This is a genomic window from Tomitella fengzijianii, from assembly GCF_007559025.1.
GTDB classification, from domain to species: domain Bacteria; phylum Actinomycetota; class Actinomycetes; order Mycobacteriales; family Mycobacteriaceae; genus Tomitella; species Tomitella fengzijianii.
In genome coordinates, this window is the sequence record NZ_CP041765.1 from 1,573,272 (window position 1) to 1,596,577 (window position 23,306).

Sequence of the window (23,306 nt, forward strand, 5' to 3'; positions counted from 1 at the left end):
GATCGCCGGTCCGTGCCGGTCACTTGCCCGCGACGCTGGCGAGCCGGTTCTCCAGCATCGTCAGGTAGGGCGCACGGGCCGTTCCGGCGCGTTCGTAATCCAGCAGCGCCGACAAGTCTTCGGCTCCCATGGCGCGCAGACGCGTACGCAGCTGCGCCAGTGTCAGGTCGTCGTAACCGATTTCCTCCGCGACCGCCGGCGCCTCCGCGGTGGCGACGTCCGTGGCCGCGTTCTCCAGGGCGCGGCCGCGCGTCGCCGCGTTCGGGGTGGAATAGAGCGCGAACCTGCCCAGTGAACCGTGGCCGTCGGCAGACGGGCCGCGCTGTCCCGGAGCGGCCGCGGGGGCCGACCCGTCGCGGGCCGTGCCGGGGCCGGTCCCGGACTCGGGGCCGCCGTCGCCGGCCTCGTCCTCGTCGAACACCGCCCACGAAGGCTTCTCCGTGGCCGGATACAGGAACGCGAACGCCTCGTCGCCCCTGATCGCCAGGCTGGTCATGGTCTGCTGCAGGCGCATGCTGGTCTGCAGCAGCAGGCTCACCGAGGTCATCGGCAGTGCAATGGCGGTCGTCGGCAACTGACGGACCTCATCGGCCACGGTGAGCGCGACTCCGGCGGCGACTCGCGCCATGAACGGGGGACGGATCATGCCTCCAGGGTGCACTATGCGCGCCGCACCGGAAAGCGCAAGGTGTGTTCTGCGGTGTCGATACGTACCCTGGGGGCATGTCTGCTTCTGTTGATGCTGCTGGTGGGAGTTCTGTTGACGTTCCCGGTGGCAGGCGCGTGCTCCTTGCTGAGCCGCGCGGGTACTGCGCCGGGGTTGATCGGGCCGTGGAGACGGTCGAGCGGGCACTGGAAAAGCACGGTGCCCCCGTGTACGTGCGCAAGCAGATCGTGCACAACCGCCACGTCGTGGACACGCTGACCGAACGCGGCGTGGTGTTCGTCGATGAGACGGACGAAGTGCCCGAGGGCGCCATCCTCGTGTTCTCCGCGCACGGTGTATCCCCGGCGGTGCGGGATTCCGCGGACCAGCGCAAGCTGCACACCATCGACGCCACCTGCCCGCTGGTCACCAAGGTGCACCAGGAAGCGAAGCGCTTTGCGCGCGGCGACTACGACATCCTCCTGATCGGTCATGACGGCCACGAAGAGGTCGAAGGCACTGCGGGCGAGGCGCCGGAGCACGTGCAACTGGTCAGCGGGCCGGAGGCCGTGGATTCGGTCACCGTGCGCGACGAGGACAAGGTCATCTGGGTCTCGCAGACGACGCTCAGCGTGGACGAGACGATGGAGACCGTCCGCAAGCTGCGTGAGCGTTTCCCCAAGCTGCAGGATCCGCCGTCGGACGACATCTGCTACGCGACGCAGAACCGGCAGGTGGCGGTGAAGGAGATGGCGCCGCGCTGCGACTTGGTGATCGTCGTCGGTTCGCGCAACTCGTCCAACTCGGTACGGCTCGTGGAGGTCGCTCTGCAGGCGGGCGCCAAGTCGGCGCACCTGGTCGACTACGCGCGCGAGGTGGACCCGTCCTGGCTTGAGGGCGTGACGACGGTGGGGGTCACCTCCGGCGCCTCCGTTCCCGAGGTGCTCGTTCGCGGCGTGCTGGACCTCCTGGACGAGCACGGCTTCGGCGATGTCGAGTCCGTCCGCACCGCGCAGGAGTCGTTGGTGTTCTCGCTTCCGCGGGAGCTCCGGCCGAGCCGGGTGCTGAAGGTTGCGGACGTCAGCTAGCACCGATCCCGGTCGGTTTCACCGAGTGCTGAACTGAGAGTCAAGCGGCCCACGCGGGGAACGCGTGGGCCGCTCTCATGTCGAGTCCGCTTTCGCGGTGCAGGTGAGGTCAATCGCCGCGGTAGCGGACGTTGGGGATGGGGTGCGCGGGATCGCCGTGCATTGGTTCGCTTCCCCGGCCGCCGCCGTCGGCGGCGTATCCGACGGCGAGCCTGCGGGCCGTTCTCCGTCCGTCGTCCTCGGGCGCGGTTCTCGGCGTGTGGCGGAACTCCACCTGCGCCGCCGCGGCGGCCTCGGCTGCGGTTTTCCGGCGGGGCGTCGTGCCGTTCATATGCGGTGGGTGACTCGATTGTTGCGCGCGGCCGGGGTTGCGCGGCGCGTCGGAGTCGAACGTGGAACCCGGTCCCGCTGCCCTACGGCGGCCGGGGCGGGCGGGCGCATCCGCCGGCACGGCGCGGCCGCTGTCCTGGTTGCGTGACCGGGTCTGACGGCTGTCGGATGCTGCTGATGCCGCGCGTGCGGGCCGGCCCCGACCCGCACGGCGTGCGCCCCGCGTGGAACCCGAGCGGCTCCGGGCACGAGCGTCGGCGTTGCCCCGGTTCGGCGCTCCGGCGCCTGCCGCGGCCGTGGCGGCCGTGCCATCCGTTGTTCTTCGCGTCGGGTTCTTGGCAGACCCGTGGGTGGCGACCCGCCGTTCCTGTACGAAGAGCGTCAGCCGGAAAGCTCCGATGACGACGACTATGACTGTGGTCACGACCATCGTCGGAAACCTGTCCACCAGCGGTAACGCAATGTCGAACAGGATGCCTTTGAGTCCGGCGGCGGGGTTTTCGGCGAAGCTCCGGTATGCCAAGGGGACCGCGATGAGCAGGATCAGCGGTGGTTGCGCCATCGCGGTGAAAAGCGATCGGTTGCGCACCATCAGCACCGCGGCGATGCACCCGAGAAAGTAGAGGACGGTGAAGACCCATGTCAGTTGGTCTCCGCGTGCCGAGTCGATGAGGAACCCGACGAGCGTCGCCGCGACGGCGCAGGCCAGCGCGCCCCACCAGGGCACGCCTGGCGTCGTGGCCAGGACTGAGCGTTGGTCCAGGGGTACCCGGCCGCGGCGTCGCGGCGAGGTGCGCGGTGAATCGGTCACCTACCGAGGTTAACCGTTCATCCGCCCACGGCGCCGTCGGCCGCACCTCCACGCGTGGGCGTGTCTGTCCACGCGACGACCCGCGGAACCGACTCGACCTGGCGAATCGGCGGCAGATTCGCGTCGGTCATCTGCAGTTCGCTGAGGCGCCGTGCGGTGACCATCACTCGTGACTCGTAGGACGCGGCAGTGGCGTTGAAGGATTCGACGGCCTTGCCGAGTCGGTCGCCGACGCGGTCGAAGTGCTGCGACATCGTCTCGAGTCTGCGCGCCAGTTCGGTACCGAGGGTATGGATGGTCTGCGCCTCCTGGGACAGAGCCTCGTGCCGCCAGCCCAGTGCCACCGTGCGCAGCAGCGCGACGAGCGTGGTGGGGGTCGCGAGGACGACGTTCTTCGCCATCGCGTACTCGAACAGCCCTTTGTCGGTGGATACGGCGGCGTCGAGGAACGGGTCGCCGGGGACGAACAGTACGACGAACTCCGGGGTGGGGTCGAACGCGCGCCAGTATGCCTTGGCCGCGAGCTTGTCCACGTGCGCGCGAAGCTGCGAGGCGTGCGAGAACATCAGCTTCTGGCGTTCCTGCTCGCGGGTGGCGGAAAGGGCGTCGAGATAGGCCGACAGTGGAACCTTCGCGTCCACGACGATGCGGCGGCCGCCGGAGAGCCGGATGATCATGTCCGGACGCACGCGCGCGGCGGGGCCGTCCGTCGCGGACTCGGCGGTGACCTGCGTGTCGAAATCACAGTGCCGGGCCATTCCGGCGAGTTCCACCACCCGCTCGAGCTGGAGCTCGCCCCATCGGCCGCGGACCTGCGGGGCACGCAGCGCGGAGACCAGTTGCGTGGTTTGAGTGGAGAGCTCGCGGTTGGAATGGTGCATGGCGGCCACCTGCTCGCTGATGCCCGCGTATGCGCCGACGCGATCGTGTTCGAGTAACCGCAACTGCTCGCTGAGCGCGCCGAGAGCATCCCTCAGGGGAGCCACCACCTGCCCCATGCGCTCGCCGACCTCACCGGCATTGCGGCGCGCCGCCGCGTCATTGACAGAGCCGAGCGAAGCCTCCCAGGTCTGCCGGCCCTCCTCCCGGGCGTCCATCGTGGCCTCGGCGCGGGCGAGCCGGTCCCCGACGCGTGCCGCATGCGCCAGCCAACCGACGACGGCGCCGAGCACCAGTGCCGCGACCAGCATGACGGCCGTGATCCCATCCATGGCCACGATCCTGCACCACGGGTCCGACAGAATCGTGGAGCCCGTGCGGCCCGCGCGGCTCGGGCGATCGTGATCGCCGGACGCGGTCTTGTCGGTGCGGTGCTCTACCGTCGGCGTCATGAGGATCCTGCACACTTCAGACTGGCACATCGGCCGGACCTTCCACGGCGTGGACCTGCTGGCGGACCAGGAGAGCGTCCTTGCGGAGATCGCCGGCATCGTCAGCCGGGAACAGGTCGACGCAGTGGTCCTGGCCGGGGACGTCTACGACCGTTCGGTGCCTGGCGCGGAGGCCGTCCGGGCGTGCAATCGCGCGCTGGTCGCCTTGCGGGAGGCGGGCGCGAGGATCATCGCGACCTCGGGCAACCATGATTCGCCGGCGCGACTGGGGGCGGGTGCGGATTTCGCGGCCGCCGGAGGACTGCATCTGTTCACCACGGTCGCCGGCGTCGGGCACCCCGTCGTATTGGAGGATGCGCACGGTCCGGTCCGCTTCTACGGCGTCCCGTACCTGGAGCCGGACGTGTGCCGCAGGGAACTCGGCGTCCCCGCCGCCCGTACGCATGAAGAAGTGCTGGCGGCCGCGATGGAGTTGGTGCGTGCCGACCTCGCCGCGGCGGCCGGCGACGGCGGAACCAGATCCGTGGTCCTCGCGCATGCCTTCGTCGTCGGCGGCGATCCCACCGGCTCGGAGCGCACCATCTCAGTGGGGGGAGTGGAGACCGTGCCGGCGGCGGCTTTCGAGGGGGTGGACTATGCGGCGCTCGGTCATTTGCACTCACCGCAGGCGATCCGCCCTTGGCTGCGCTATTCGGGAAGCCCACTGCCGTACTCGTTCGGCGAGCGCAGCGACGCGAAGGGCGTCTGGATCGTGGACCTCGGTGCGGACGGTCTGGAGTCGGTGCGTCAGGTCCCGCTGACATCGGTGCGGGGATTGAGCCGCCTCACCGGGACGCTGCAGGAGCTGCTCGAAGGTGAGCAGTACGCGGAGGCTGAGCAGGACTATGTTTCGGCGATCCTGGTCGATGAGAGGCGACCGCAGGACCCGATGCGCAGGCTGCGTGAGCGTTTCCCGCACACGGTGCACTTGGAATGGGAGCGGCCCGGCGGCAACCCGGAACTGCGCTACCGCGAGCGTGTCCGCGGCCGCGACGACGCACAGATCATCCGCTCGTTCATCGACGATGTGCGCGGCGAGCCGACGGACGACGAGATGGCGCTGGTCGCGCAGGCACTGTCCGCGGCCACCGCAGAAGCCGAGGGGGAGCGTTGAGACTGCATTCGCTCGAAATGACCGGGTTCGGGCCTTTCGCGGATACACAGTGCGTGGACTTCGACAGCCTCGGCGCGGACGGCTTGTTCCTGCTGCACGGACAGACTGGTGCGGGTAAGACCACTGTGCTCGACGCCGTCGCCTTCGCCCTGTACGGCACCGTGCCGGGCGCGCGCCAGGACGGGCGGCGACTGCGCTCGGATCACGCCGCCCCCGGCCTCTCCACCGAGGTCGTTCTCCAGGCGACGATCGGTGGCCGGCATCTGCGGATCCGGCGCAGCCCCGAGTACATGCGGCCGAAGAAGCGGGGCGAGGGCACGACCAAGGAGAACGCGAAGGCGACTCTGGAATGGCTCGACGGCAGCGGTGAGAACCTCAGTCGCATCGATGAGATCGGGCGGGTGGTCGCCGCGCTGCTCGGCATGAGCGCCGAGCAGTTCTTCCAAGTGGTGCTGCTGCCCCAGGGCGAGTTCGCGAAGTTCCTCAAGGCGGAGACCAACACCCGCGCGTCGCTGCTGGAACGTCTCTTCGACACCGCTCGGTTCAGCGACGTCGAGCATTGGTTCGCAGAGCGCCGGCGTGAAGCGTCCGCGGCGTTCGAGTACGGCCGGCAGGCGGTCGCCGTCGCCGTCGACGGTCTTACGACTGCGGCCGGCGAGCTGGTGGAGGCGATTCCGCAGCCCGCGGCGGAAGAGGCCGACGTGTCAGACGACGACGGCGGCAACGGTGTGGAGGCCGATGAGTCGAGTGCCGTGACGAGGGAAGAGCACCCCGTCGCATGGGCGGAGTCCCTTCGGGAAACGGCCGCGCGCGAGGCCGCGCGCGAGGCCGCGCGCACGGCAGACGAGCTGCACAGCCGACGTGCCGTCGCGGTGGAGGCCCGTTCGCTGGCGGATCGTCAAAGGGAACGCGCGAACGCCCAGCGTCGACGTGCTGACGCGTGCGCCGCGGTCGAGGTGTTCGACCAGGGACGTGAAGCCAGGACGCGCGCGGCGGCCGAACTCGATGCAGCCCGCCGCGCAGAGCAGGCGGGGTGGGCGGAGCGGTCACGGGTCGAGGCCGAATCGGACCGGGTTGCGGCCGTTGCGCGTCGCGATTCGCTGTCCGCCGGTTTCGCTGCGCATGGTTCGGACTCCGCCGAGATCCTGGACGCCGCGACGGCCGAGAACGGCGATATCGACTCGGCAGCGTTGGAGTCGCGTGTGCGGCGGCTGGACGACGAGCTCGTCCGCCTCGACGCCGCCGCTGAGGATGAGGACGAATTGGCGCGGCTCGTCTCGGAGCAGTCGGAGCTCGCGGAGCGGATCGACCGGGCCGAGTCGAAATTGCGTGGTGTTTCTGAGCGGGCAGAGGCATTGCCCGAGGCGATCAAGCGTGCGCGCGAGGACCGCGAACAGGCGTCGCAGGCGGCGACAGTGCTGCCGGCACAGTCGGCGGCGTTGGACGCCGCGAAATCGATCGAGGCGGCGGCGCTGGCGATCCCGGGCACACAGGCTGACCGCGAAGACAGGGCGGTCGCCGTCACCGAGGCGCGGTCCCGGTACAACGGTGCCCGGGAGCGTGCACTGGATTTGCGCGAGCGCAGGCTCAATGGAATGGCGGCGGAGCTCGCCGGCGAACTCCGGGACGGTGAGCCATGCTCAGTGTGCGGCGCCGAAACGCACCCCCGCCCTGCGACGGCGGCAGACGGGCCGGTGACCCAGCAGGACGAGGACTCCGCGACGCGCGAAGTCGACGCGCTCGCAACGCGATTGGATGAAGTGCGGCGCCTGCTGCAGGATGCCGACACGGAACTCGCAGTTCAGGTGCAGAAGGCGAACGGCGTCGACGCCGACGAGGCCGCGCGGTGTCGTGAGGCGGCCGGAGAGGCGCACTCGGAGTGCGCACGCCTCGCCGACGGACTCGCGGCAGCGACAGACTTGCTCGAATCGCTGGAGAAGCAGCGCGACGGGATGCAGGCGGAACTGGAGCACACACAGCAGAAGAAGAACGAGCTGGACACGCGCGCAACCGGATTGCGGGCGCGGATCGACGGGATCCAGATCCGTCTGCAATCCGCGGTGGGGCAGTACAGCGGTGTGCGCGAGCGCGCCGCGCAGGTTCGCGGGATCCGCACCAGGGCGGAAGAACTGCGCATTTCCGTCGTGGAAACCGATGCCGCCGCCTCGGCCCTGAGCAAAGCGGAGAAGATCGTTGCCGACGCGGCGCACGCCGCAGGCTTCGACAGTGTCGACGTTGCTCTCGCCGCGGTGCGTCCTGCCTCCCGATGCGCCGAGATCGAAGCCGAGCTCGCGGCAGCTCAGGAAGCGGTCGCCAGCGCGCGATCGGTGCTCGCAGAACCGGACATCGTCGCGGTCGCCGGGTTACCACCCGCCGATGTCGAGTCGGCCGCCGCGGCGTCGGCAGACGCCGACAGCCGCCTCGAGGCCGCCGTGCGAGCCCAGGACCAGGCGCGCACGCGATTGACGACGGTGACGGAGCAGGCGGAGCGCGTCGGCAAGTCAGTGGCCGCGCTCGACCCGTTGCGGGAGGAGCACGAGTGGCTTTCCGCGCTGGCTGATGTCATGAAGGGCGACGGCGAGAACTCGCGCCGAATGTCCCTGCGGTCCTACGTCCTCGCTGCGAGGCTCGAAGAGGTCGCCATGGTGGCATCGCAACGACTGCGTGTGATGTCCGGCGGGCGCTACGAATTCGTGCACACGGAGGCGACCGTCAAGCGTGAACGCCGCGGGGGGCTGGGGCTCGATATCCTCGACGCCAACACAGGTGCCGTACGCCCCACGTCCACCCTCTCCGGCGGGGAGACCTTCATGGCGTCACTGTCGCTCGCACTCGGGCTTGCCGACGTGGTCTCCGAAGAATCCGGCGGAATCCACCTGGAAACCTTGTTCATCGACGAGGGCTTCGGGACGCTCGACGCTGAGACCCTCGACGTGGTGATGGGCGTGCTCGACGAGCTGCGGGACGGCGGCCGGGCGGTGGGCATCGTCAGCCACGTGGCTGAGATGCGGCACCGCATTCCGAGCAGGCTGCATGTCATCAAGGGAGAGGCCGGCTCATCGTTGCAGGCGTCGAGTACGCGGGCCGGCTGAGATCGGCTGCGGACGGGGTGCGATCCGGATCAGCGGCGCCGGCGGCGGAACCAGCGTGTGAGCGGTGAACCGGCATCCGACGGCTCTGCGACATCGGATTCGCCGGAGGGGAGCTCGGCGGCAGGATTCCCGGCGTCTCCCGTCCCGGACGCATCCGGGAGGCTCACGCCGCTCCCGGCCGGAATCGGCGTCACCTGTGCGTCGACATGCTCGCTTATGTACCGGACGAATACTGCCACGACGGCGGCGACGGGCACCGCGAGGAAGGCGCCCACGATCCCCCAGAGGCTGCCGCCGGCGGTCACCGCCAGCAGCACTACCACCGGGTGCAGATCCATAGACCTGCTCTGCAGCATGGGGCTGAGCACGTTGCCCTCGAGCTGCTGCACGGCGACGATGAGCGCCAGCACGATCAGCGCGGTGGTCCAGCCGTTGGCCACCAATGCCACCAGCACAGCCAGTGCGCCCGCGACGAAGGCGCCGACGATCGGAATGAAACCGCCGAAGAACGTGATCACCGCGAGCACGCCGGCCAACGGCACTCCGATGATCACCAGCCCGACCCCGATGAACAGCGCGTCGATGAACGCGACCACGGCCTGGGTACGGATGAACCCGCCCAGCGTCGACCACATCCGCTGGAGCACTTCTTCCACATGATGCGAGGCGGGGCCGCCGGTGGACCGGTGCATCCAGGGAAGGAACTTGGGCCCGTCCTTGATGAAGAAGAACACCAGCACCACGATCAACAGCAACGTCACCACCACAGAGCCTGCGGTGCTGACACCGGAGAACACGCCCTGTGCGATCGTCGCCGCACTGGACTGCACCTTGCTGGTGATGGCGTGGACCGCCTCGTTCATCTGCTCGGGGCGGACGTTGAACGGTGAACCCGTCAACCATTCCTGAACCTTGGTGACGCCTTCGACGGTCCTGTCGGCGAGGGGGCCGATCTGGTCCATGACCGACGGCACGATTCCGGCGATCACGCCGGCCAGCACGACCACACCGCCCACCATCGTCGTCAACGCGGCCACTGCGGGAGGAACCTTGTGCCGCTGCATCCATCCGCTGATCGGCCACAGCACTGTGGCCATGATGGTTGCGATGAGCACCGGGAGTACGACCACCCAGATCTTGCCGAGCAGGTAGTCGATCAGCCACAGCGCCCCGAAGATGAGGATGATGCGCAGGCTCCACTCGGCGAGCCAACGGCCGCCTCGTCCGATCACCTCGCCGCGCGTGCGTGCAGGGGTGTGCTGGGACATCGATCCTCACTTCACTATCGGGGTCCTGCGGGCGACACCGCACCCCGGCGGAGCGTGCGCCGCCGTTCGACTCCCATCATCGCCGACGACCAGCCGTGGAGGCGCGATCCGACGCGCGTGTCTTGGAACTCAATGGTGCGCGGGGCCCGGCGCACATCCCGTCGACCGGCGCCCACACGATCGATTCCGAGTTCGCCGACGTCCGTTCCAAGTCCATGAACTCCGGTTACGGTGGGCCAATGACCGTTCCGGGAGGCGGCGGCCGCCTGTCTGCTGCGGCAGGGAATGCCCGCCGCAGCGTGACCCGCGCGCTGGGTGCGGCGACCTATCTGCAGAAGTGGATCATCCTCGGCGTCCTGATCGGGGTCGTCGCGGGGCTCGGCGCCATCGTGTTCTATTGGCTCCTCAGCCGGGCCACCGGCTTGCTGCTCGTCGACCTCGGTGGATACACGCCGCCGAAGCCGGTCGGGGAGGGCGGCGGGGCGGCCGGCGGGATCGGGTTCTCCGATTTCTCGCGGCCATGGGCGATTCCGCTGGTCGTCGGGGGCGGCGCGTTGGCATCGGCGCTGCTCGTCTTCACGTTCGCGCCGGAGGCCGAGGGGCACGGCACGGATGCGGCGATCGCGGCGATCCACAAGAATCCGCGGCAGATCAAGGTGCGCACAGTGGTCGTCAAGATCATCGCCTCGGCGCTCACCATCGGATCGGGCGGTTCCGGCGGGCGCGAGGGTCCGACGGCGCAGATATCGGCGGGGTTCGCCTCGGTGCTCACGCGATTTCTGGACCTGCGGCCGGCGGATGGCAGGATCGCGGTGGGCGTGGGGATCGGCTCCGGCATCGGCGCCATCTTCGGGGCGCCGCTGGGCGGAGCCGTACTGTCCGCGTCGATCGCCTACAAGAACGATTTCGACGCCCGCGTGCTCATCCCCGGTTTCATCACGTCGATCACGGCGTACGCGGTGTTCGGCAGCGTCGAGGGCTACACGCCGCTGTTCGGGGATGCGGTCAGCGGGTACGTTTTCGACAATCCGACGCACCTGGTGTGGTTCGCCATCATCGGCGTCCTGGCGGGCGCGATCGGAATCGCCTACAGCCGCACCTTCTATGCGACTGCCCGGCTGACGAAGCGGCTGCCGGGCGCCGGCCGCCCGGCGCGCATCGCCAAGGCGACCGTCGGCGGCCTCCTGGTGGGTCTGCTCGCGCTTGCCGTTCCACAGGTGCTTGGCAGCGGGTACGGGTGGGCGCAGATGGCCCTGGACCGCTCCGGGCTGATGTCCCTGCCGCTGTGGTTGGTGCTCGTCCTCCCGCTCGCGAAGATCCTGGCCACTGCGCTGTCGATCGGGTCGGGCGGGTCCGGTGGCATCTTCGGTCCCGGCATGGTGATCGGCGCATTCGTCGGCGGCGCGGTGTGGCGGGTGTTGGAGGCGCTGGACGGTCCATCCGTGCCGGACACCCCCGCGGTGTTCGTCATCGTCGGCATGATGGCGTGCTTCGGCAGCGTCGCCAGGGTGCCGCTCGCAGTGATGCTGATGGTGGGGGAGATGACCGGCGGCTACACGGTGCTCGTGCCCGCGATGCTCGCTGTTGCGATCGCGTATCTCATCGTGCGGCAGGCGGGCGACACCATCTACAGCGAGCAGGTGGCCAGTCGCGAGACCGAGTACGCCGCGCGCGTCGGCTCCGCGTTGCCGCTGCTGGGCCGGGTGCCGGTGAGCAGCGTCGTATCCGCCGCGCCTGTCGCGTTGACGACGCGCGATACCTGGGGCGAGGCAGGACAGGCGCTGCGGTCGGCCGGCGTTCGCAGTGCGCCTGTCGCCGACTCCGACGGACGGTTCGTCGGCGTGCTCAGCGCCGACCGGGGAGCCGGCATCGCGGAAGGCTCCGCCATCGGGTCTGCCATCGACCGCGCCGCTGCGGCCGTGCGGATAGACGACAGTCTCGACGACGCGCTCGCCGTGCTGCCGCCGGGGGGCGAAGCGGATCGGCGGTGGGTGGCGGTGGTGGACGGCGACCGGGTGCTATGCGGAGTCGTCACCGTGCACGGCATCGTGCGCGGCTACCAGGCTGCGCTGCACATGGACGCCACGCGCTTTCATGGCGTCTCCAGGAACGCCGATGTGGTGGACGTCCCGATAGCCGCGGGCTCGACGATGGTGGGAGCCGGTGTGGCCGGTCCGGCCGTACCGGACGAGGTGATCGTGCTGTCCGTCCTGCGTGGCGGGGCGATCCTTCAGGGCACGGACGGGGTCGTCTTCCAGGAGGAGGACGTAGTGACCGCGCTCGGGCCTCCGCGCAGGCTGGCCGAGTTCCGTGACCGTGCCTTCGGCGCCGACGAGGTGCGAACGGCCACAACGTAGACTCTGGAGACCGTGAGTCTGACCCTCGGTATCGTCGGCCTGCCCAACGTCGGCAAGTCCACGCTGTTCAACGCCCTTACCCGTAACGACGTGCTCGCTGCGAACTACCCGTTCGCCACCATCGAGCCCAACGTCGGCGTCGTCGAGCTTCCGGATGCGCGGCTGCTCCGGCTCGCGGAGATCTTCTCGTCCGAGCGGATCCTGCCTGCCACCGTGTCGTTCGTCGACATCGCCGGCATCGTCAAGGGCGCCTCTGAAGGGGAGGGGATGGGCAACCAGTTCCTGGCCAACATCCGCGAGGCCGACGCCATCTGCCAGGTGGTGCGCGTGTTCGACGACGGCGACGTGGTGCACGTGGACGGGCGCATCGACCCGCTCGCCGACGTCCAGGTGATCGAGACCGAGCTGATCCTGGCCGACATCCAGACCATCGAGAAGGCCCTGCCGCGTCTGGAGAAGGAGGCGCGCAAGAACAAGGACGTCGCCGAGACCGTCGCCGCGGCCAAACAGGCGCAGGAGATCCTCGACGCGGGGCGCACCCTGTTCTCGGCGCAGGACGAGATCGACGGGCCTGCACTGCGCGAACTGCACCTGATGACGACGAAGCCGTTCCTGTACGTTTTCAACGCGGACGAGGGCGTGCTCACCGACGAGGACCGTAAGGCCGAGTTGCGCAAGGCGGTCGCCCCCGCCGACGCGGTGTTCCTCGACGCCAAGGTGGAGGCCGAGCTGCTCGAGCTCGACCGAGAGGACGCGATGGAACTGCTCGAATCGGTGGGGCAGACCGAGCCGGGCCTGGACTCGCTGGCGCGCGCCGGCTTCCACACCCTGGGCTTGCAGACCTACCTCACCGCGGGGCCCAAGGAATCGCGGGCGTGGACCATCCGCAAGGGCGATACCGCACCCAAGGCCGCCGGCGTCATCCACACGGATTTCGAGAAGGGCTTCATCAAGGCCGAGATCGTCTCGTTCTCCGACCTGGACGCAGCCGGTTCGATGGCCGCCGCGAAGGCCGCCGGCAAGGTACGCATGGAGGGCAAAGACTACGTGATGGCCGACGGCGACGTGGTGGAATGGAGATTTTCGCTTTAACATCTGCGGGTGCAGATAGGTCAGTCACTGCTGTATGGTTCAGTGCATGCTGACCATTGCTTCACGCCTCGACGTCATGAACAGGCTTGGCCGGGCCATGGCGGACCCGACACGCTCCCGGATCCTGATGACCCTGCTCGACGGCCCGAGTTATCCCGCCGTGCTCTCGCGCGAGCTGGAACTCACGCGCTCGAACGTCTCGAACCACCTGACCTGCTTGCGCGACTGCGGGATCGTCGTCGCCGAACCCGAGGGCCGCCAGACCCGCTACGAGATCGCCGATCCGCATCTTGCGGCGGCGCTGACGGCGTTGGTCGACGTGACGCTTGCCGTGGACGAGAGCGCGCCGTGCATCGATCCGCAGTGCTCGGTGCCCGGGTGCTGCGGCGCGAGCGGCTCGGGGGACGCCTCGTGAGCGCGGCGTGCGACTGCGACGGGCCGACCACGAGCTTGGGCGATGAGGCCGTGGAGATGGAGCGTCCTTGGTGGCGGGATCCCGCCCTGCTGATTCCCATCGCTTCCGGCGTGGCGTTCGGCACCGGCCTGGTCCTGGAGTGGTCGGGACTGCACATCGCGGCGCTGGTCGCGTTCTGGGCGGGCCTGCTGCTGGGCGCGTACACGTTTGTGCCCGGCGCGATCCGGAACCTCGTCACGAAGCGGAAGCTGGGGATCGCGCTGCTGATGACGATCAGCGCCGTCGGCGCGGTCATCCTCGGCTACGTCGAGGAGGCCGCCGCGCTGGCCTTCCTCTACTCCATCGCCGAGGCCCTGGAGGACAAGGCGATGGACCGCGCCCGCGGCGGCCTGCGCGCGCTGCTCAAGCTCGTGCCGGAGACCGCGACCGTCCTGCGCGACGGGACCTCCGCCGAGGTCCCGGCCAAGGAGATCGCCGTCGGCGACGTGCTGCTGGTCCGCCCGGGCGAGCGGGTCGCGACCGACGGCCTGGTCCGCGTTGGCCGCTCCAGTCTGGACACCTCGGCGATCACCGGCGAGTCGATCCCGGTCGAGGTCGCCCCCGATGACGCAGTGTCGGCCGGTGCGATCAACACCGCGGGTGTGCTGGAGGTCGAGGCGACCGCGGCGGGAACCGACAACTCGCTGACCACCATCGTGGAGCTGGTCGAGCAGGCCCAGGCTGAGAAAGGCGACCGGGCCCGCATCGCCGACCGGATCGCCCGCCCGCTGGTGCCCGGGGTGATGGTCCTCGCTGTCCTGGTCGGCGTGCTCGGGTCGCTGTTCGGCGACCCGGAGACATGGATCACCCGCGCCCTGGTCGTCCTCGTCGCCGCCAGCCCGTGCGCGCTGGCGATCGCGGTGCCCGTCACCGTGGTCTCCGCGATCGGGGCGGCGACGAAGTTCGGCGTCGTCATCAAGAGTGGTGCCGCGTTCGAGCGCCTCGGCGGCATCCGCCACCTGGCCGTGGACAAGACCGGCACCCTGACCCGCAACCAGCCCGAGGTCACCGCCGTCGTCGCCGCCGACGGGTTCGACGACGCCCAGGTGCTCGCATGGGCCGCAGCCGTGGAGCAGCACTCGACGCACCCTCTCGCTGCCGCCATCGCCGCCGCGGGCCAGGGAGCCCCGGCCGCGCAGGACGTCGCCGAGGCAGCCGGGCACGGCATCGGCGGCATGGTGGATGGCCGTCGGGTGACGGTGGGCAGCCCCCGCTGGATCGACGCGGGCCCGCTCAAGGTCCGGGTCGAGGGCCTGGAGGCCGAGGGCCAGACCTGCGTGCTCGTCACGGTCGACGGCCATCTGGCCGGGGCGATCGGCGTCCGCGACGAGCTCCGCCCCGAGGTCCCCGAGGTCGTGCGCGCGTTGCGGGGACAGGGAATCGAGGTGAGCATGCTCACCGGCGACAACGCCCGCACCGCCCACGCACTGGCGCAGCTGGCCGGGATCAGTGACGTTCATGCCGAGCTGAGGCCCGAGGACAAGGCTCGCATCGTCGCCCAGCTCTCCGCCCGGACACCGACCGCCATGATCGGCGACGGCATCAATGACGCCCCCGCCCTGGCGGGGGCCACCGTGGGCATCGCGATGGGCGCGACCGGATCCGACGCCGCGATCGAGTCCGCCGACGTCGCCTTCACCGGCCACGACTTCGCCCTCATCCCCCAGGCGCTGCGGCACGCACGGCGAGGAGGGGGGATCATCAACCAGAACATCGTGCTGTCGCTGGCGATCATCGCGGTGCTGCTGCCGCTGGCGGTCACCGGCGTGCTCGGCCTGGCCGCGGTCGTCCTCGTCCACGAGGTCGCCGAGGTCGTCGTCATCGCCAACGGACTGCGCGCCGCCCATGCCAAGCGCCCTGCGACGGCTGTATCGCCTGAGACGACGTCACTGGCCGCGGTCCGCGGGTCAGAGATGGAGAGGACTTGATAATGGAGATCACGTTGCAGTACTTCGACGGGTGCCCGAACTGGGAGGTGCTCGACCGGCGGCTCGCGGAGGCCGTCGGTGGCCGATCGAGCGTCCGCGTCATCCATCAGCGGGTCGAGACCGCCGAAGACGCCCAGCGCCTCGGATTCCACGGGTCTCCGTCGCTGCTCATCGACGGCGTGGATCCCTTCGCTGGCGATCATGCGCCTGTCGGGCTCGCGTGCAGGGTGTTCCGAACCCCGGATGGCGTCGCGGGGTCGCCGACCGTCGACCAGCTACGCGCCGCCATCGGTGGAGTGGCAACGTCAGTGGCGATGCCAGTCGAGTCACAGGTCGGTCCACTGGACCGGGTGCCGATCGCCTGCGCGCTCACGCCGGGCGCGGGCAAGGAGCAGCTCGCGAGGTGGCGGTCCTTCGACGACGAGCACCTCCTCGAGGTCGAGCGCGCAGACGCCCGGCTGGTCGTGCACTACGCCAAGACCGACGACTCCGCGCAGCGGCTGCGCGATCTCGTCGCGATCGAGAACGACTGCTGCTCGTTCGTGGAGTGGGAGATCGACGACGGACCCACCGGCCTGCGCCTCATCGTCACCGGTACCGCGGATCAGCTCGCAGCGCTCAGCATCGGATAGTCCTCGCTGCGGCATCCAAAGCTCGTCCTGCACCAGCGGAGCATCCTCGCCTGTTGTGCCTTTGTATCGAATAGTGTCAATATAGAGGCATGTCTAATCAAGCGGCGAACGTTGCGCCTCCGGCGACCCGACGGCTCTCGACCTTGGACCGGTGGCTGCCCGCCTGGATCGGCCTGGCGATGGTCGCCGGCCTGCTCCTCGGCCGCATCGTCCCCGGCCTGTCCGGCCTGCTGTCCCAGCTGGAGGTCGGTGGGATCTCGGTGCCGATCGCGCTGGGACTGCTGGTGATGATGTACCCGGTGCTCGCGAAGGTCCGCTACAACCGGGTCGCCGCGGTCGCCGGCGACAAGAAGCTGCTGATCTCCTCGCTGGTGCTGAACTGGCTCGCCGGCCCGGCGGTGATGTTCGCACTCGCCTGGATCTTCCTGCCCGACCTGCCCGAGTACCGCACGGGCCTGATCATCGTCGGCCTCGCCCGGTGCATCGCGATGGTCGTGATCTGGAACGACCTGGCCTGCGGAGACCGCGAGGCGACCGCGGTGCTGGTCGCGATCAACTCGGTGTTCCAGGTCGTGATGTTCTCGGTGCTGGGCTGGTTCTACCTCACCGTGCTGCCGGGATGGCTGGGCCTGGACACCCAGGGCCTGGACGTGTCGGTCTGGCAGATCGCGCTCAACGTCCTGGTCTTCCTCGGCGTCCCGCTCGTCGCCGGCTTCGCGTCCCGGTGGATCGGCGAGAAGCGCAGGGGCCGGGAATGGTACGAGGACACGTTCCTGCCCCGGATCGGGCCGTGGGCGCTGTACGGGCTGCTGTTCACGATCGTGCTGCTCTTCGCCCTCCAGGGCGAAGCGATCACCTCGAACCCGCTCGACGTCGCCAGGATCGCGCTGCCGCTGCTGGTCTATTTCGCGATCATGTGGCTGGCCGGGATACTGCTCGGCCGAGGCCTCGGACTCGGCTACGCCCGGTCGACAACGCTCGCGTTCACCGCGGCGGGCAACAACTTCGAGCTCGCCATCGCCGTCGCCATCGGCACCTTCGGTGCCGCGTCCGGTCAGGCGCTGGCGGGCGTCGTCGGCCCGCTCATCGAGGTGCCGGTGCTCGTCGGCCTCGTCTACGTCTCCCTCTGGGCCGCCCGCGCCTGGTTCCGCACCGACCCCTACGCCGAATCGAGTGCATCATGACCACTGCCGAGATCCTCACCGATACCGAGGCCTGCGCGCCGTCCGTCACGCACGCGATCGGCCAGGACGCCGCCGTGACGGTGGCGGCCGCGCTGAAGGCGCTCGCGGAGCCGCTCCGGCTGCGGATGCTCTCGGCGATCGCGACCGACCCCCGCGGCGAGTCGTGCGTGTGCGACCTCGCCGAGCTCGCCGATGTGTCCCAGCCCACAGTCTCCCATCACCTGAAGGTTCTCAAGGAGACCGGGCTGCTGCTGTCCGAACGCCGCGGCACCTGGGTCTGGTATCGGATCGCCCCGGCGAGGCAGCGCGCCGTCTCCGCACTGCTCGACGCGTTCGCCCCCGCCGCAGTCGCCGACGCACCCGAGCAGGCCGACCCCCGCGCCCAGGCGCTGCCGGACCTGGACGGCCGGGTCACCCGCCTCGGCGAGGAGCTGGCCGCCGAGGTCAACGGCCTCAATCGCGACCTCGTGATCGCGATCGTGCGCGAGTCCTACGCGGGCCTCGCGCGCTCGGCCAAGCTGACCCAGCACATGATCCCGCTCACCGAGCGCTTCGCCAGGCAGCGCCTCGCCGACCTCGCCCGGGACCGGGAGACCGGAGTGCCGCAGGTGCTGTTCGTGTGCATCCAGAACGCCGGCCGGTCCCAGCTCGCCGCCGCACTCGTCAACCAGCTCGCCGACGGCCGCGTGATCGCGCGCTCGGCCGGGTCGATGCCGGCGGCCGACGTCCAGCCGCACGTGCGTTCCCTGCTCGCCGGGATCGAGGGCGAGGACGAGGCCGCGACTGCGTTCCCGAAGCCGCTCACCGATGACGCGGTTCGCGCCGCCGATGTGGTGGTCACGATGGGCTGTGGCGACGTGTGTCCGATCATCCCCGGCGTCCGCTACGAGGACTGGTCCGTCGGAGACCCGGCGCTGGCCTCGCGCGAAGGCGTCGATGCGATCCGCGACGACATCGAGCGCCGCGTCCGCACACTCATCGCTGCCCTCACCGACTGAAGGAACAGAACCCTCATGCCTGAACAGACTCCCTCCGCACCGAAGCCTTCCGTGCTCTTCGTGTGCGTCCACAACGCCGGCCGCTCCCAGATGGCGGCAGGTTTCCTGCGCCATCTGGCCGGTGACCGCATCGACGTCCGTTCCGCGGGCTCGACGCCCGCCGACCAGATCAATCCGGTCGCCGTCCAAGCGATGCTCGAGGAGGGCATCGACATCGCCGCCGAGCAGCCCAAGATCCTCACGACCGAAGCGGTGCAGGACTCCGACGTCGTGATCACCATGGGATGCGGCGACACCTGCCCCTTCTACCCCGGCAAGCGCTACGAGGACTGGACCCTCGACGACCCCGCCGGCCAGGGAATCGACGCCGTACGCCCCATCCGCGACGAGATCCGCGACCGCATCGAGAGGCTGGTCGACGAACTGCTCGCGCCCGCCGACGCCGAACTGGCGTCCGACCATGCGCCGTCGGTGCTGTTCGTCTGTGTCAAGAACGGAGGGAAGTCGCAGATGGCCGCCGCCCTCATGCGGCAGATCGCCGGTGACTCCGTCGAGGTCTACTCCGCGGGCACGGCCCCGGGGTCGTCGCTCAATGCGCAGTCTGTTGCCTCGGTCGCGGAGGTCGGGGCGAGCATGGCCGGCGAGCACCCCAAGCCGATCGACCCGGCCCTGCTGCGCACCGTGGACCGCGTCGTCGTCATCGGCGACGAGGCCGTCGTCGAGCCCACGCCGGGGATGGCCGGGACCATCGAGACCTGGAACATCGACGAGCCGTCAGACCGCGGGATCGAGGGCGAGGAGCGGATGCGGCTGATTCGCGACGAACTCGCCGAGAAGGCCCGCGGCCTCCTCTCAGAGCTGGTCGTCTCGTCGAAGGCCTGAACCCGGGTCACGCCGTCCGCTCGGCCGTGGCCGCCGCCCGGCGGGGAGCCTGGGTGCGTGCACTGGCGATCATGAGCACCGTCCCGACCGCCGCCAGGGCCGCGAGGACGACGAACGCGTGCGCGTAGCCGCCGGTCGTCTCGGCCAGCACCGCGCCGGCGAACGGGGCGAGGGCAGTGGCCAGCAGCACCGGCAGGCCCAGGACGCCGGAGAGGTGGCCGTATGCGCGCGGGCCCCAGCGGTCGGTGATCGCGGTCGCCTGCAGCAGGGTCGCGATCCCGCGCCCGATCCCGGCAGTCATTGACGCCGCGACCAGCAGGCCGACCGGACCCGGCACGACGGCCAGGGCGAGCGTGCTCGCCGACACCAGCACGAACACCGTCGCGGTGCGCGCGGTCAGCGGGACGCGGCGCGCCAGACCGGTGTAGACGAGGCGGCCGGCGACCTGCCCGATGCCGCCGAGGCCGAGCACCCACGCCGCGGCCTGGGCGTCGAGACCGCGCTCGAGCATGAGCGGGACCAGGGCGAGCAGACCTGCGTACATCGCCAGCGACACCGCGGTCAGCCCGGCCGCGAGCAGCCGGAACTGGGCGCTGCGCAGGACCTCCGATGCGTAGGCGCGGTCGACGGCGGGTTCCTCGGGCCGCTGCTTCGCGGGCCAGGGCCGACGCAGGAGGAACCAATGCGCCGGGACCGTGAGGACGGCGAGGACTACCGCCGCCCACAGGTAGGTCGCCCGCCAGCCCGCGTGCGCGCCGACGGTCGCGGTCAGCGGAGCGAACACCGTGCTGGCCAGTCCGGCGACCAGGGTGAGCGTCGCCAGCGCACCCAGCTGACGAGGAGCGAACCAGCCGGTGATCGCGGCGAAAGCCGGCGGGTAGAGCACCCCGGCCATCGCGACCCCGGCGAGCACCCAGCCACCGACGAAGACCGGCAGTTCCGGCGAGACGGCGATCACGACGAGGGCGAGGACGCCGAGGATCGAGCCGGCGGTCATGACCAGACGCGGCCCGCGCTGGTCGATGATCCGGCCGACCGGCACCCCGGCCAGCGCGGAGACGACCAGCGCGGCCGAGAACGCCGAGGCGACGACGATCGGCGACCAGCCGGTGTCGGCGCTGATCCGCGGGGCTAGGACGGGGAAGGCGTAGTAGAGCAGGCCCCAGGAGACGATCTCGGTCACGCACAGCGCCACCAGCACCGTCCCCAGCGCTGGGCGTGTCGCCGGCTCAGGCAACGGCGGCACCCCGCGGCTGCCGAGCGAGAGCCGTGACCACGTAGTCGGCGTCGCGGTGGACCCCGCGCAGCGTGTTGGAGGAGAACGAGCGCTGGAACTCCAGACCGAGGAAACCCACACCCGGCAGCCCGGTCGCGACCCCACGGTCATGTCTCGGCATGCCGGCTTCGTCGAGGACGCCGACGGAGCGCAGGTACGGCAGATGCGGCCGGTAACCGGTCGCGAAGACCACCGCGTCGACCTGCTCCCGCGAGCCATCCGGCCACACCACACCGTCGGAGGTGAACTCGGCGAACATGGGCCGCTGGTCGGGACGTCCCGCCTCCAGCGCCTTCCGGTACTTGTCCGTCCCGATCACCGGGGTGCCGGTGACGATCCGGGCGAGGACAGACGGTGGCAGGAGGTCGGCGCGGGTGACCTTCAGCCACCAGTGCAGATCCTTCCCGGCGATGACCTGCGGCGCGAACCGGACCCGGTCCCGGACCGCCAGCGACGTCTTGGCGTGGTCGGCGAGCTCGTGGGCGACCTGGACGGCGGAGTTGCCCGCGCCGACGACCACGACCCGCCGGCCCGAGAACTCCTCCGGGGACCGGTAGTCGGCCACGTGCAGGACCCGGCCGCCGAAGGCCTCTCGCCCGGGGATCGTCGGCACGTGCGGGTTGCCGAACGAGCCCGAGGCAGCGACCAGCGCATCCCCGACCAGGCCGGAGCCGTCGGCGAGCTCGACCGCGAACGACGGACCATCCGCGGCCACGCCGACGACCCGAGCCCCGATTCGGATCTCGACATCAAGACTGCGGGCATAGCCGCGGAGGTAGTCGACGACCTCGTCGCGGCCCGGGTATCCGTCGGGGTCGCCGGGGAACGGGTGGCCCGGGAATGCGCTGTAGCGGCGCGGGGAGAACAGACGCAGGCTGTCGTAGTAGCGCGGCCAGGACCCGACCGGCTCCGGACCGACCTCAAGGACCACCGGCTCCCAGCCCTTCTCCCGCCCGGCACGGGCAGCGGCGAGCCCGGACTGGCCGCCGCCGACGACGATCAGGCGGCCGCGGCTCATCCCGCCGTCCTCGTGCCGAGCTGGATCAGCTGCGGCGCGGGCGTGCAGCAGCCGCCCGACGACGCCTCTTCCGGTGCGTCGAACAGCCCTGACCCGCCGCACACACCGGTGTCGGGCAGCTCCAGCTCGACCCGCGACGCGGCCTCGTGGTCACCGGCGAGCTCGGCGACCACGCTGCGGACCTGCTCGTACCCGGTCATCGCCAGGAACGTCGGAGCGCGGCCGTAGGACTTCGCCCCGACGATGTAGAAGCCGGGCTCCGGGTGGGCGAGGTCGGCCGCGCCCGTGGCGCGCACCGAGCCGCAGGAGTGGACGTTCGGGTCGACCTCGGCGGCGAGCTTCGCCGGGGCCTGCAGCCGCACGTCCAGGTCCAGGCGCACCTCGGACAGGAACGACAGGTCCGGGCGGAACCCGGTCGCGACGACCACCCGGTCCGCGGGAGCGAGCCGACGGCCATCCTCGGCGACCAGGACCGCCCGGCCGTCCTCGACGACGACTTCTTCGGTGCGGAAGCCGGTGACCAGGTCGACGAGGCCGTCCTCGACGGCCTTCTTCGCCCGCTGCCCCAGGGCTCCACGCTCGGGCAGCTCGTCGGCGACTCCGCCGCCGAAGGCGTTGCCGACGGAGCCGCGGCGCAGCGCCCAGGTCACCCGGGTGGCTGGTACACGGCGCACGAACGTCGCGAGGTCGCCGATGGCGGTCGCCGCCGAGTGGCCGCTGCCGACGACCACGACGTGCTTGCCCGTCAGCGCTGCCGCCTCTTCGCGGCTCGGCGTGCGGTGTCCGAGCAGACCGGCCTCGACCGCGGCGAGCTCGCCCAAGGCAGGCAGCCCGTCCGCGCCCGCCGGGCTCGGGGCCCGCCAGGTGCCCGAGGCATCGATCACCGCACGCGCCTCGAACCGCTCCTCGCACCCGTCGGCGCGCCGGACGTGGACCACGAAGGGCTGCTCGGCTCGACCGGCGTCGACCGAGAGATCGCGCCCCTTGCGGCCGACGCCGACCACGCGCGAGCCGTACCGGACGCGGTCGCCCAGCGCCTCGGCGAGCGGCGCGAGGTAGCCCTCGACCCACTGCGCGCCCGTCGGGTAGCCCTTCTCCGGCGTGCTCCAGCCGGTCGGCTCGAGCAGTCGGCGGGCCGCGGGGTCCGTGAGCTCGGGCCACGGCGAGAAGAGGCGCACGTGGCCCCACTCCGTGACGGCCGACGCCGGGGTGTCGCCCGATTCCAGGACGAGCGGCTCCAGTCCGCGCTCGAGCAGGTGGGCGGCGGCGGCCAGGCCCTGCGGACCGGCTCCGATGACGATGACGGGATTCACTGCAACCTCCACGTATTGACGTTCTTCGATGAGTCGAGCCTGCCTCACGTATCGACAGATGTCAATACGTGAGGCAGAATGGAGGCATGAGCGCCACTCCCGCCATCGAGGCCACCGCCGACATCGCGCCCTGCTGCGTCCTCGGCGAAACGATCGACGACGCGGTCGCCCACGACCTGGCCAAGGTGTTCAAGGCCCTCGGCGACCCCACCCGGGTCAAGCTCATGTCCCTCATCGCCGGCAGCAGCGACGGCGAGATGTGCGTATGCGACCTCACCGAGCCCGTCGGCCTCTCCCAGCCCACCGTCTCCCACCACATGAAACTGCTCGTCGAGGCCGGGCTCGTCGCCCGCGAGCAGCGCGGCCGCTGGGCCTACTACCGACCCACCATCGACACCCTCGCCGCCGCCGCCAGGGCACTCATCGCCTGATGGAGCCGCCAGCCACTAGGCC

18 protein-coding genes and 3 pseudogenes are annotated in these 23,306 nt (G+C 70.3%); 14 read left to right on the forward strand and 7 right to left on the reverse strand.

The window, feature by feature from the left end; genetic code table 11:
* Positions 1 to 19: 19 nt before the first annotated feature.
* Positions 20 to 646 carry a lipid droplet-associated protein gene (locus FO059_RS07180; RefSeq protein WP_143907574.1) on the reverse strand — a complete coding sequence of 209 codons (627 nt, stop codon included), beginning with the start codon at positions 644 to 646 and terminating at the stop codon, positions 20 to 22.
* Between the two features lie 77 nt (positions 647 to 723).
* On the opposite strand from FO059_RS07180, the gene FO059_RS07185 reads away from it, so the two are divergent.
* Positions 724 to 1,734 (forward strand): 4-hydroxy-3-methylbut-2-enyl diphosphate reductase, encoded by a 1,011-nt coding sequence (locus tag FO059_RS07185; protein ID WP_143907576.1) that lies wholly within the window; start codon positions 724 to 726, stop codon positions 1,732 to 1,734.
* A gap of 109 nt (positions 1,735 to 1,843) precedes the next feature.
* Here the strand turns inward: FO059_RS07185 and FO059_RS07190 are convergent, their stop codons facing one another.
* Complete coding sequence (locus tag FO059_RS07190) at positions 1,844 to 2,875, reverse strand: DUF6542 domain-containing protein (RefSeq protein WP_143907578.1); 1,032 nt, start codon at positions 2,873 to 2,875, stop codon at positions 1,844 to 1,846.
* Between the two features lie 17 nt (positions 2,876 to 2,892).
* Positions 2,893 to 4,086 carry a DNA recombination protein RmuC gene (locus FO059_RS07195; RefSeq protein ID WP_143910531.1) on the reverse strand — a complete coding sequence of 398 codons (1,194 nt, stop codon included), beginning with the start codon at positions 4,084 to 4,086 and terminating at the stop codon, positions 2,893 to 2,895.
* A 118-nt stretch (positions 4,087 to 4,204) separates the two neighbouring features.
* Here FO059_RS07195 and FO059_RS07200 point away from each other — a divergent pair, with 118 nt between their 5' ends.
* Both FO059_RS07200 and FO059_RS07205 read left to right on the forward strand, forming a co-directional pair.
* Complete coding sequence (locus tag FO059_RS07200; RefSeq protein ID WP_143907580.1) at positions 4,205 to 5,359, forward strand: exonuclease SbcCD subunit D; 1,155 nt, start codon at positions 4,205 to 4,207, stop codon at positions 5,357 to 5,359.
* The gene (locus FO059_RS07205; protein ID WP_143907582.1) at positions 5,356 to 8,451 is read left to right on the forward strand and encodes an AAA family ATPase; all 3,096 of its coding nucleotides are present in this window, start codon (positions 5,356 to 5,358) and stop codon (positions 8,449 to 8,451) included. The genes FO059_RS07200 and FO059_RS07205 overlap by 4 nt, the downstream gene beginning before the upstream one ends.
* 29 nt (positions 8,452 to 8,480) lie before the next feature.
* Here FO059_RS07205 and FO059_RS07210 read toward each other — a convergent pair whose 3' ends face one another.
* A complete protein-coding gene (locus FO059_RS07210; RefSeq protein WP_143907584.1) occupies positions 8,481 to 9,719 on the reverse strand; it encodes an AI-2E family transporter in 1,239 nt (412 codons plus the stop codon).
* Between the two features lie 239 nt (positions 9,720 to 9,958).
* Between FO059_RS07210 and FO059_RS07215 the strand changes: the two are divergent.
* The 10 genes and pseudogenes from FO059_RS07215 to FO059_RS18705 all read left to right on the forward strand — a co-directional run.
* Positions 9,959 to 11,371, forward strand: a pseudogene (locus FO059_RS07215) (chloride channel protein); the annotation flags it as partial.
* A 57-nt stretch (positions 11,372 to 11,428) separates the two neighbouring features.
* The gene (locus FO059_RS18690) at positions 11,429 to 12,076 is read left to right on the forward strand and encodes a CBS domain-containing protein (protein ID WP_235671142.1); all 648 of its coding nucleotides are present in this window, start codon (positions 11,429 to 11,431) and stop codon (positions 12,074 to 12,076) included.
* Positions 12,077 to 12,088: 12 nt separating this feature from the next.
* Positions 12,089 to 13,168, forward strand: a complete 1,080-nt coding sequence (gene ychF, locus FO059_RS07220) for a redox-regulated ATPase YchF (protein ID WP_143907588.1) — start codon at positions 12,089 to 12,091, stop codon at positions 13,166 to 13,168.
* A 46-nt stretch (positions 13,169 to 13,214) separates the two neighbouring features.
* On the forward strand, positions 13,215 to 13,583 hold the full coding sequence (gene cmtR / locus FO059_RS07225; protein WP_143907590.1) for a Cd(II)/Pb(II)-sensing metalloregulatory transcriptional regulator CmtR: 369 nt from the start codon (positions 13,215 to 13,217) through the stop codon (positions 13,581 to 13,583).
* Entirely contained in the window at positions 13,580 to 15,550 is a 1,971-nt protein-coding gene (locus FO059_RS07230) for a heavy metal translocating P-type ATPase (protein ID WP_143910532.1), read from the forward strand. The genes cmtR and FO059_RS07230 overlap by 4 nt, the downstream gene beginning before the upstream one ends.
* 2 nt (positions 15,551 to 15,552) lie before the next feature.
* Positions 15,553 to 16,182 carry a hypothetical protein gene (locus FO059_RS18695; RefSeq protein ID WP_235671118.1) on the forward strand — a complete coding sequence of 210 codons (630 nt, stop codon included), beginning with the start codon at positions 15,553 to 15,555 and terminating at the stop codon, positions 16,180 to 16,182.
* 89 nt (positions 16,183 to 16,271) lie between these two features.
* Positions 16,272 to 17,366 (forward strand): ACR3 family arsenite efflux transporter, encoded by a 1,095-nt coding sequence (arsB, locus tag FO059_RS07240; RefSeq protein ID WP_143907592.1) that lies wholly within the window; start codon positions 16,272 to 16,274, stop codon positions 17,364 to 17,366.
* Positions 17,363 to 18,364 carry a metalloregulator ArsR/SmtB family transcription factor gene (locus tag FO059_RS07245; RefSeq protein WP_143907594.1) on the forward strand — a complete coding sequence of 334 codons (1,002 nt, stop codon included), beginning with the start codon at positions 17,363 to 17,365 and terminating at the stop codon, positions 18,362 to 18,364. Before arsB ends, FO059_RS07245 begins: the two co-directional genes overlap by 4 nt.
* Positions 18,365 to 18,379: 15 nt before the next feature.
* Positions 18,380 to 18,802, forward strand: a pseudogene (locus FO059_RS18700) (arsenate reductase ArsC); the annotation flags it as partial.
* A 45-nt stretch (positions 18,803 to 18,847) separates the two neighbouring features.
* Positions 18,848 to 19,246: pseudogene (locus FO059_RS18705) on the forward strand (arsenate-mycothiol transferase ArsC); the annotation flags it as partial.
* Positions 19,247 to 19,253: 7 nt separating this feature from the next.
* On the opposite strand, the gene FO059_RS07255 reads toward FO059_RS18705, so the two are convergent.
* Genes FO059_RS07255 through FO059_RS07265 form a run of 3 tightly spaced genes read right to left on the reverse strand, consistent with a single transcriptional unit; the run spans position 19,254 to position 22,865 of the window.
* The gene (locus FO059_RS07255) at positions 19,254 to 20,483 is read right to left on the reverse strand and encodes an MFS transporter (protein WP_235671119.1); all 1,230 of its coding nucleotides are present in this window, start codon (positions 20,481 to 20,483) and stop codon (positions 19,254 to 19,256) included.
* Positions 20,476 to 21,540 (reverse strand): flavin-containing monooxygenase, encoded by a 1,065-nt coding sequence (locus tag FO059_RS07260; protein ID WP_143907598.1) that lies wholly within the window; start codon positions 21,538 to 21,540, stop codon positions 20,476 to 20,478. Before FO059_RS07260 ends, FO059_RS07255 begins: the two co-directional genes overlap by 8 nt.
* Positions 21,537 to 22,865, reverse strand: a complete 1,329-nt coding sequence (locus FO059_RS07265) for an NAD(P)-binding domain-containing protein (RefSeq protein ID WP_143907600.1) — start codon at positions 22,863 to 22,865, stop codon at positions 21,537 to 21,539. The genes FO059_RS07260 and FO059_RS07265 overlap by 4 nt, the downstream gene beginning before the upstream one ends.
* Before the next feature lie 74 nt (positions 22,866 to 22,939).
* Here FO059_RS07265 and FO059_RS07270 point away from each other — a divergent pair, with 74 nt between their 5' ends.
* Entirely contained in the window at positions 22,940 to 23,284 is a 345-nt protein-coding gene (locus FO059_RS07270; RefSeq protein ID WP_143907602.1) for an ArsR/SmtB family transcription factor, read from the forward strand.
* Positions 23,285 to 23,306: the final 22 nt, after the last annotated feature.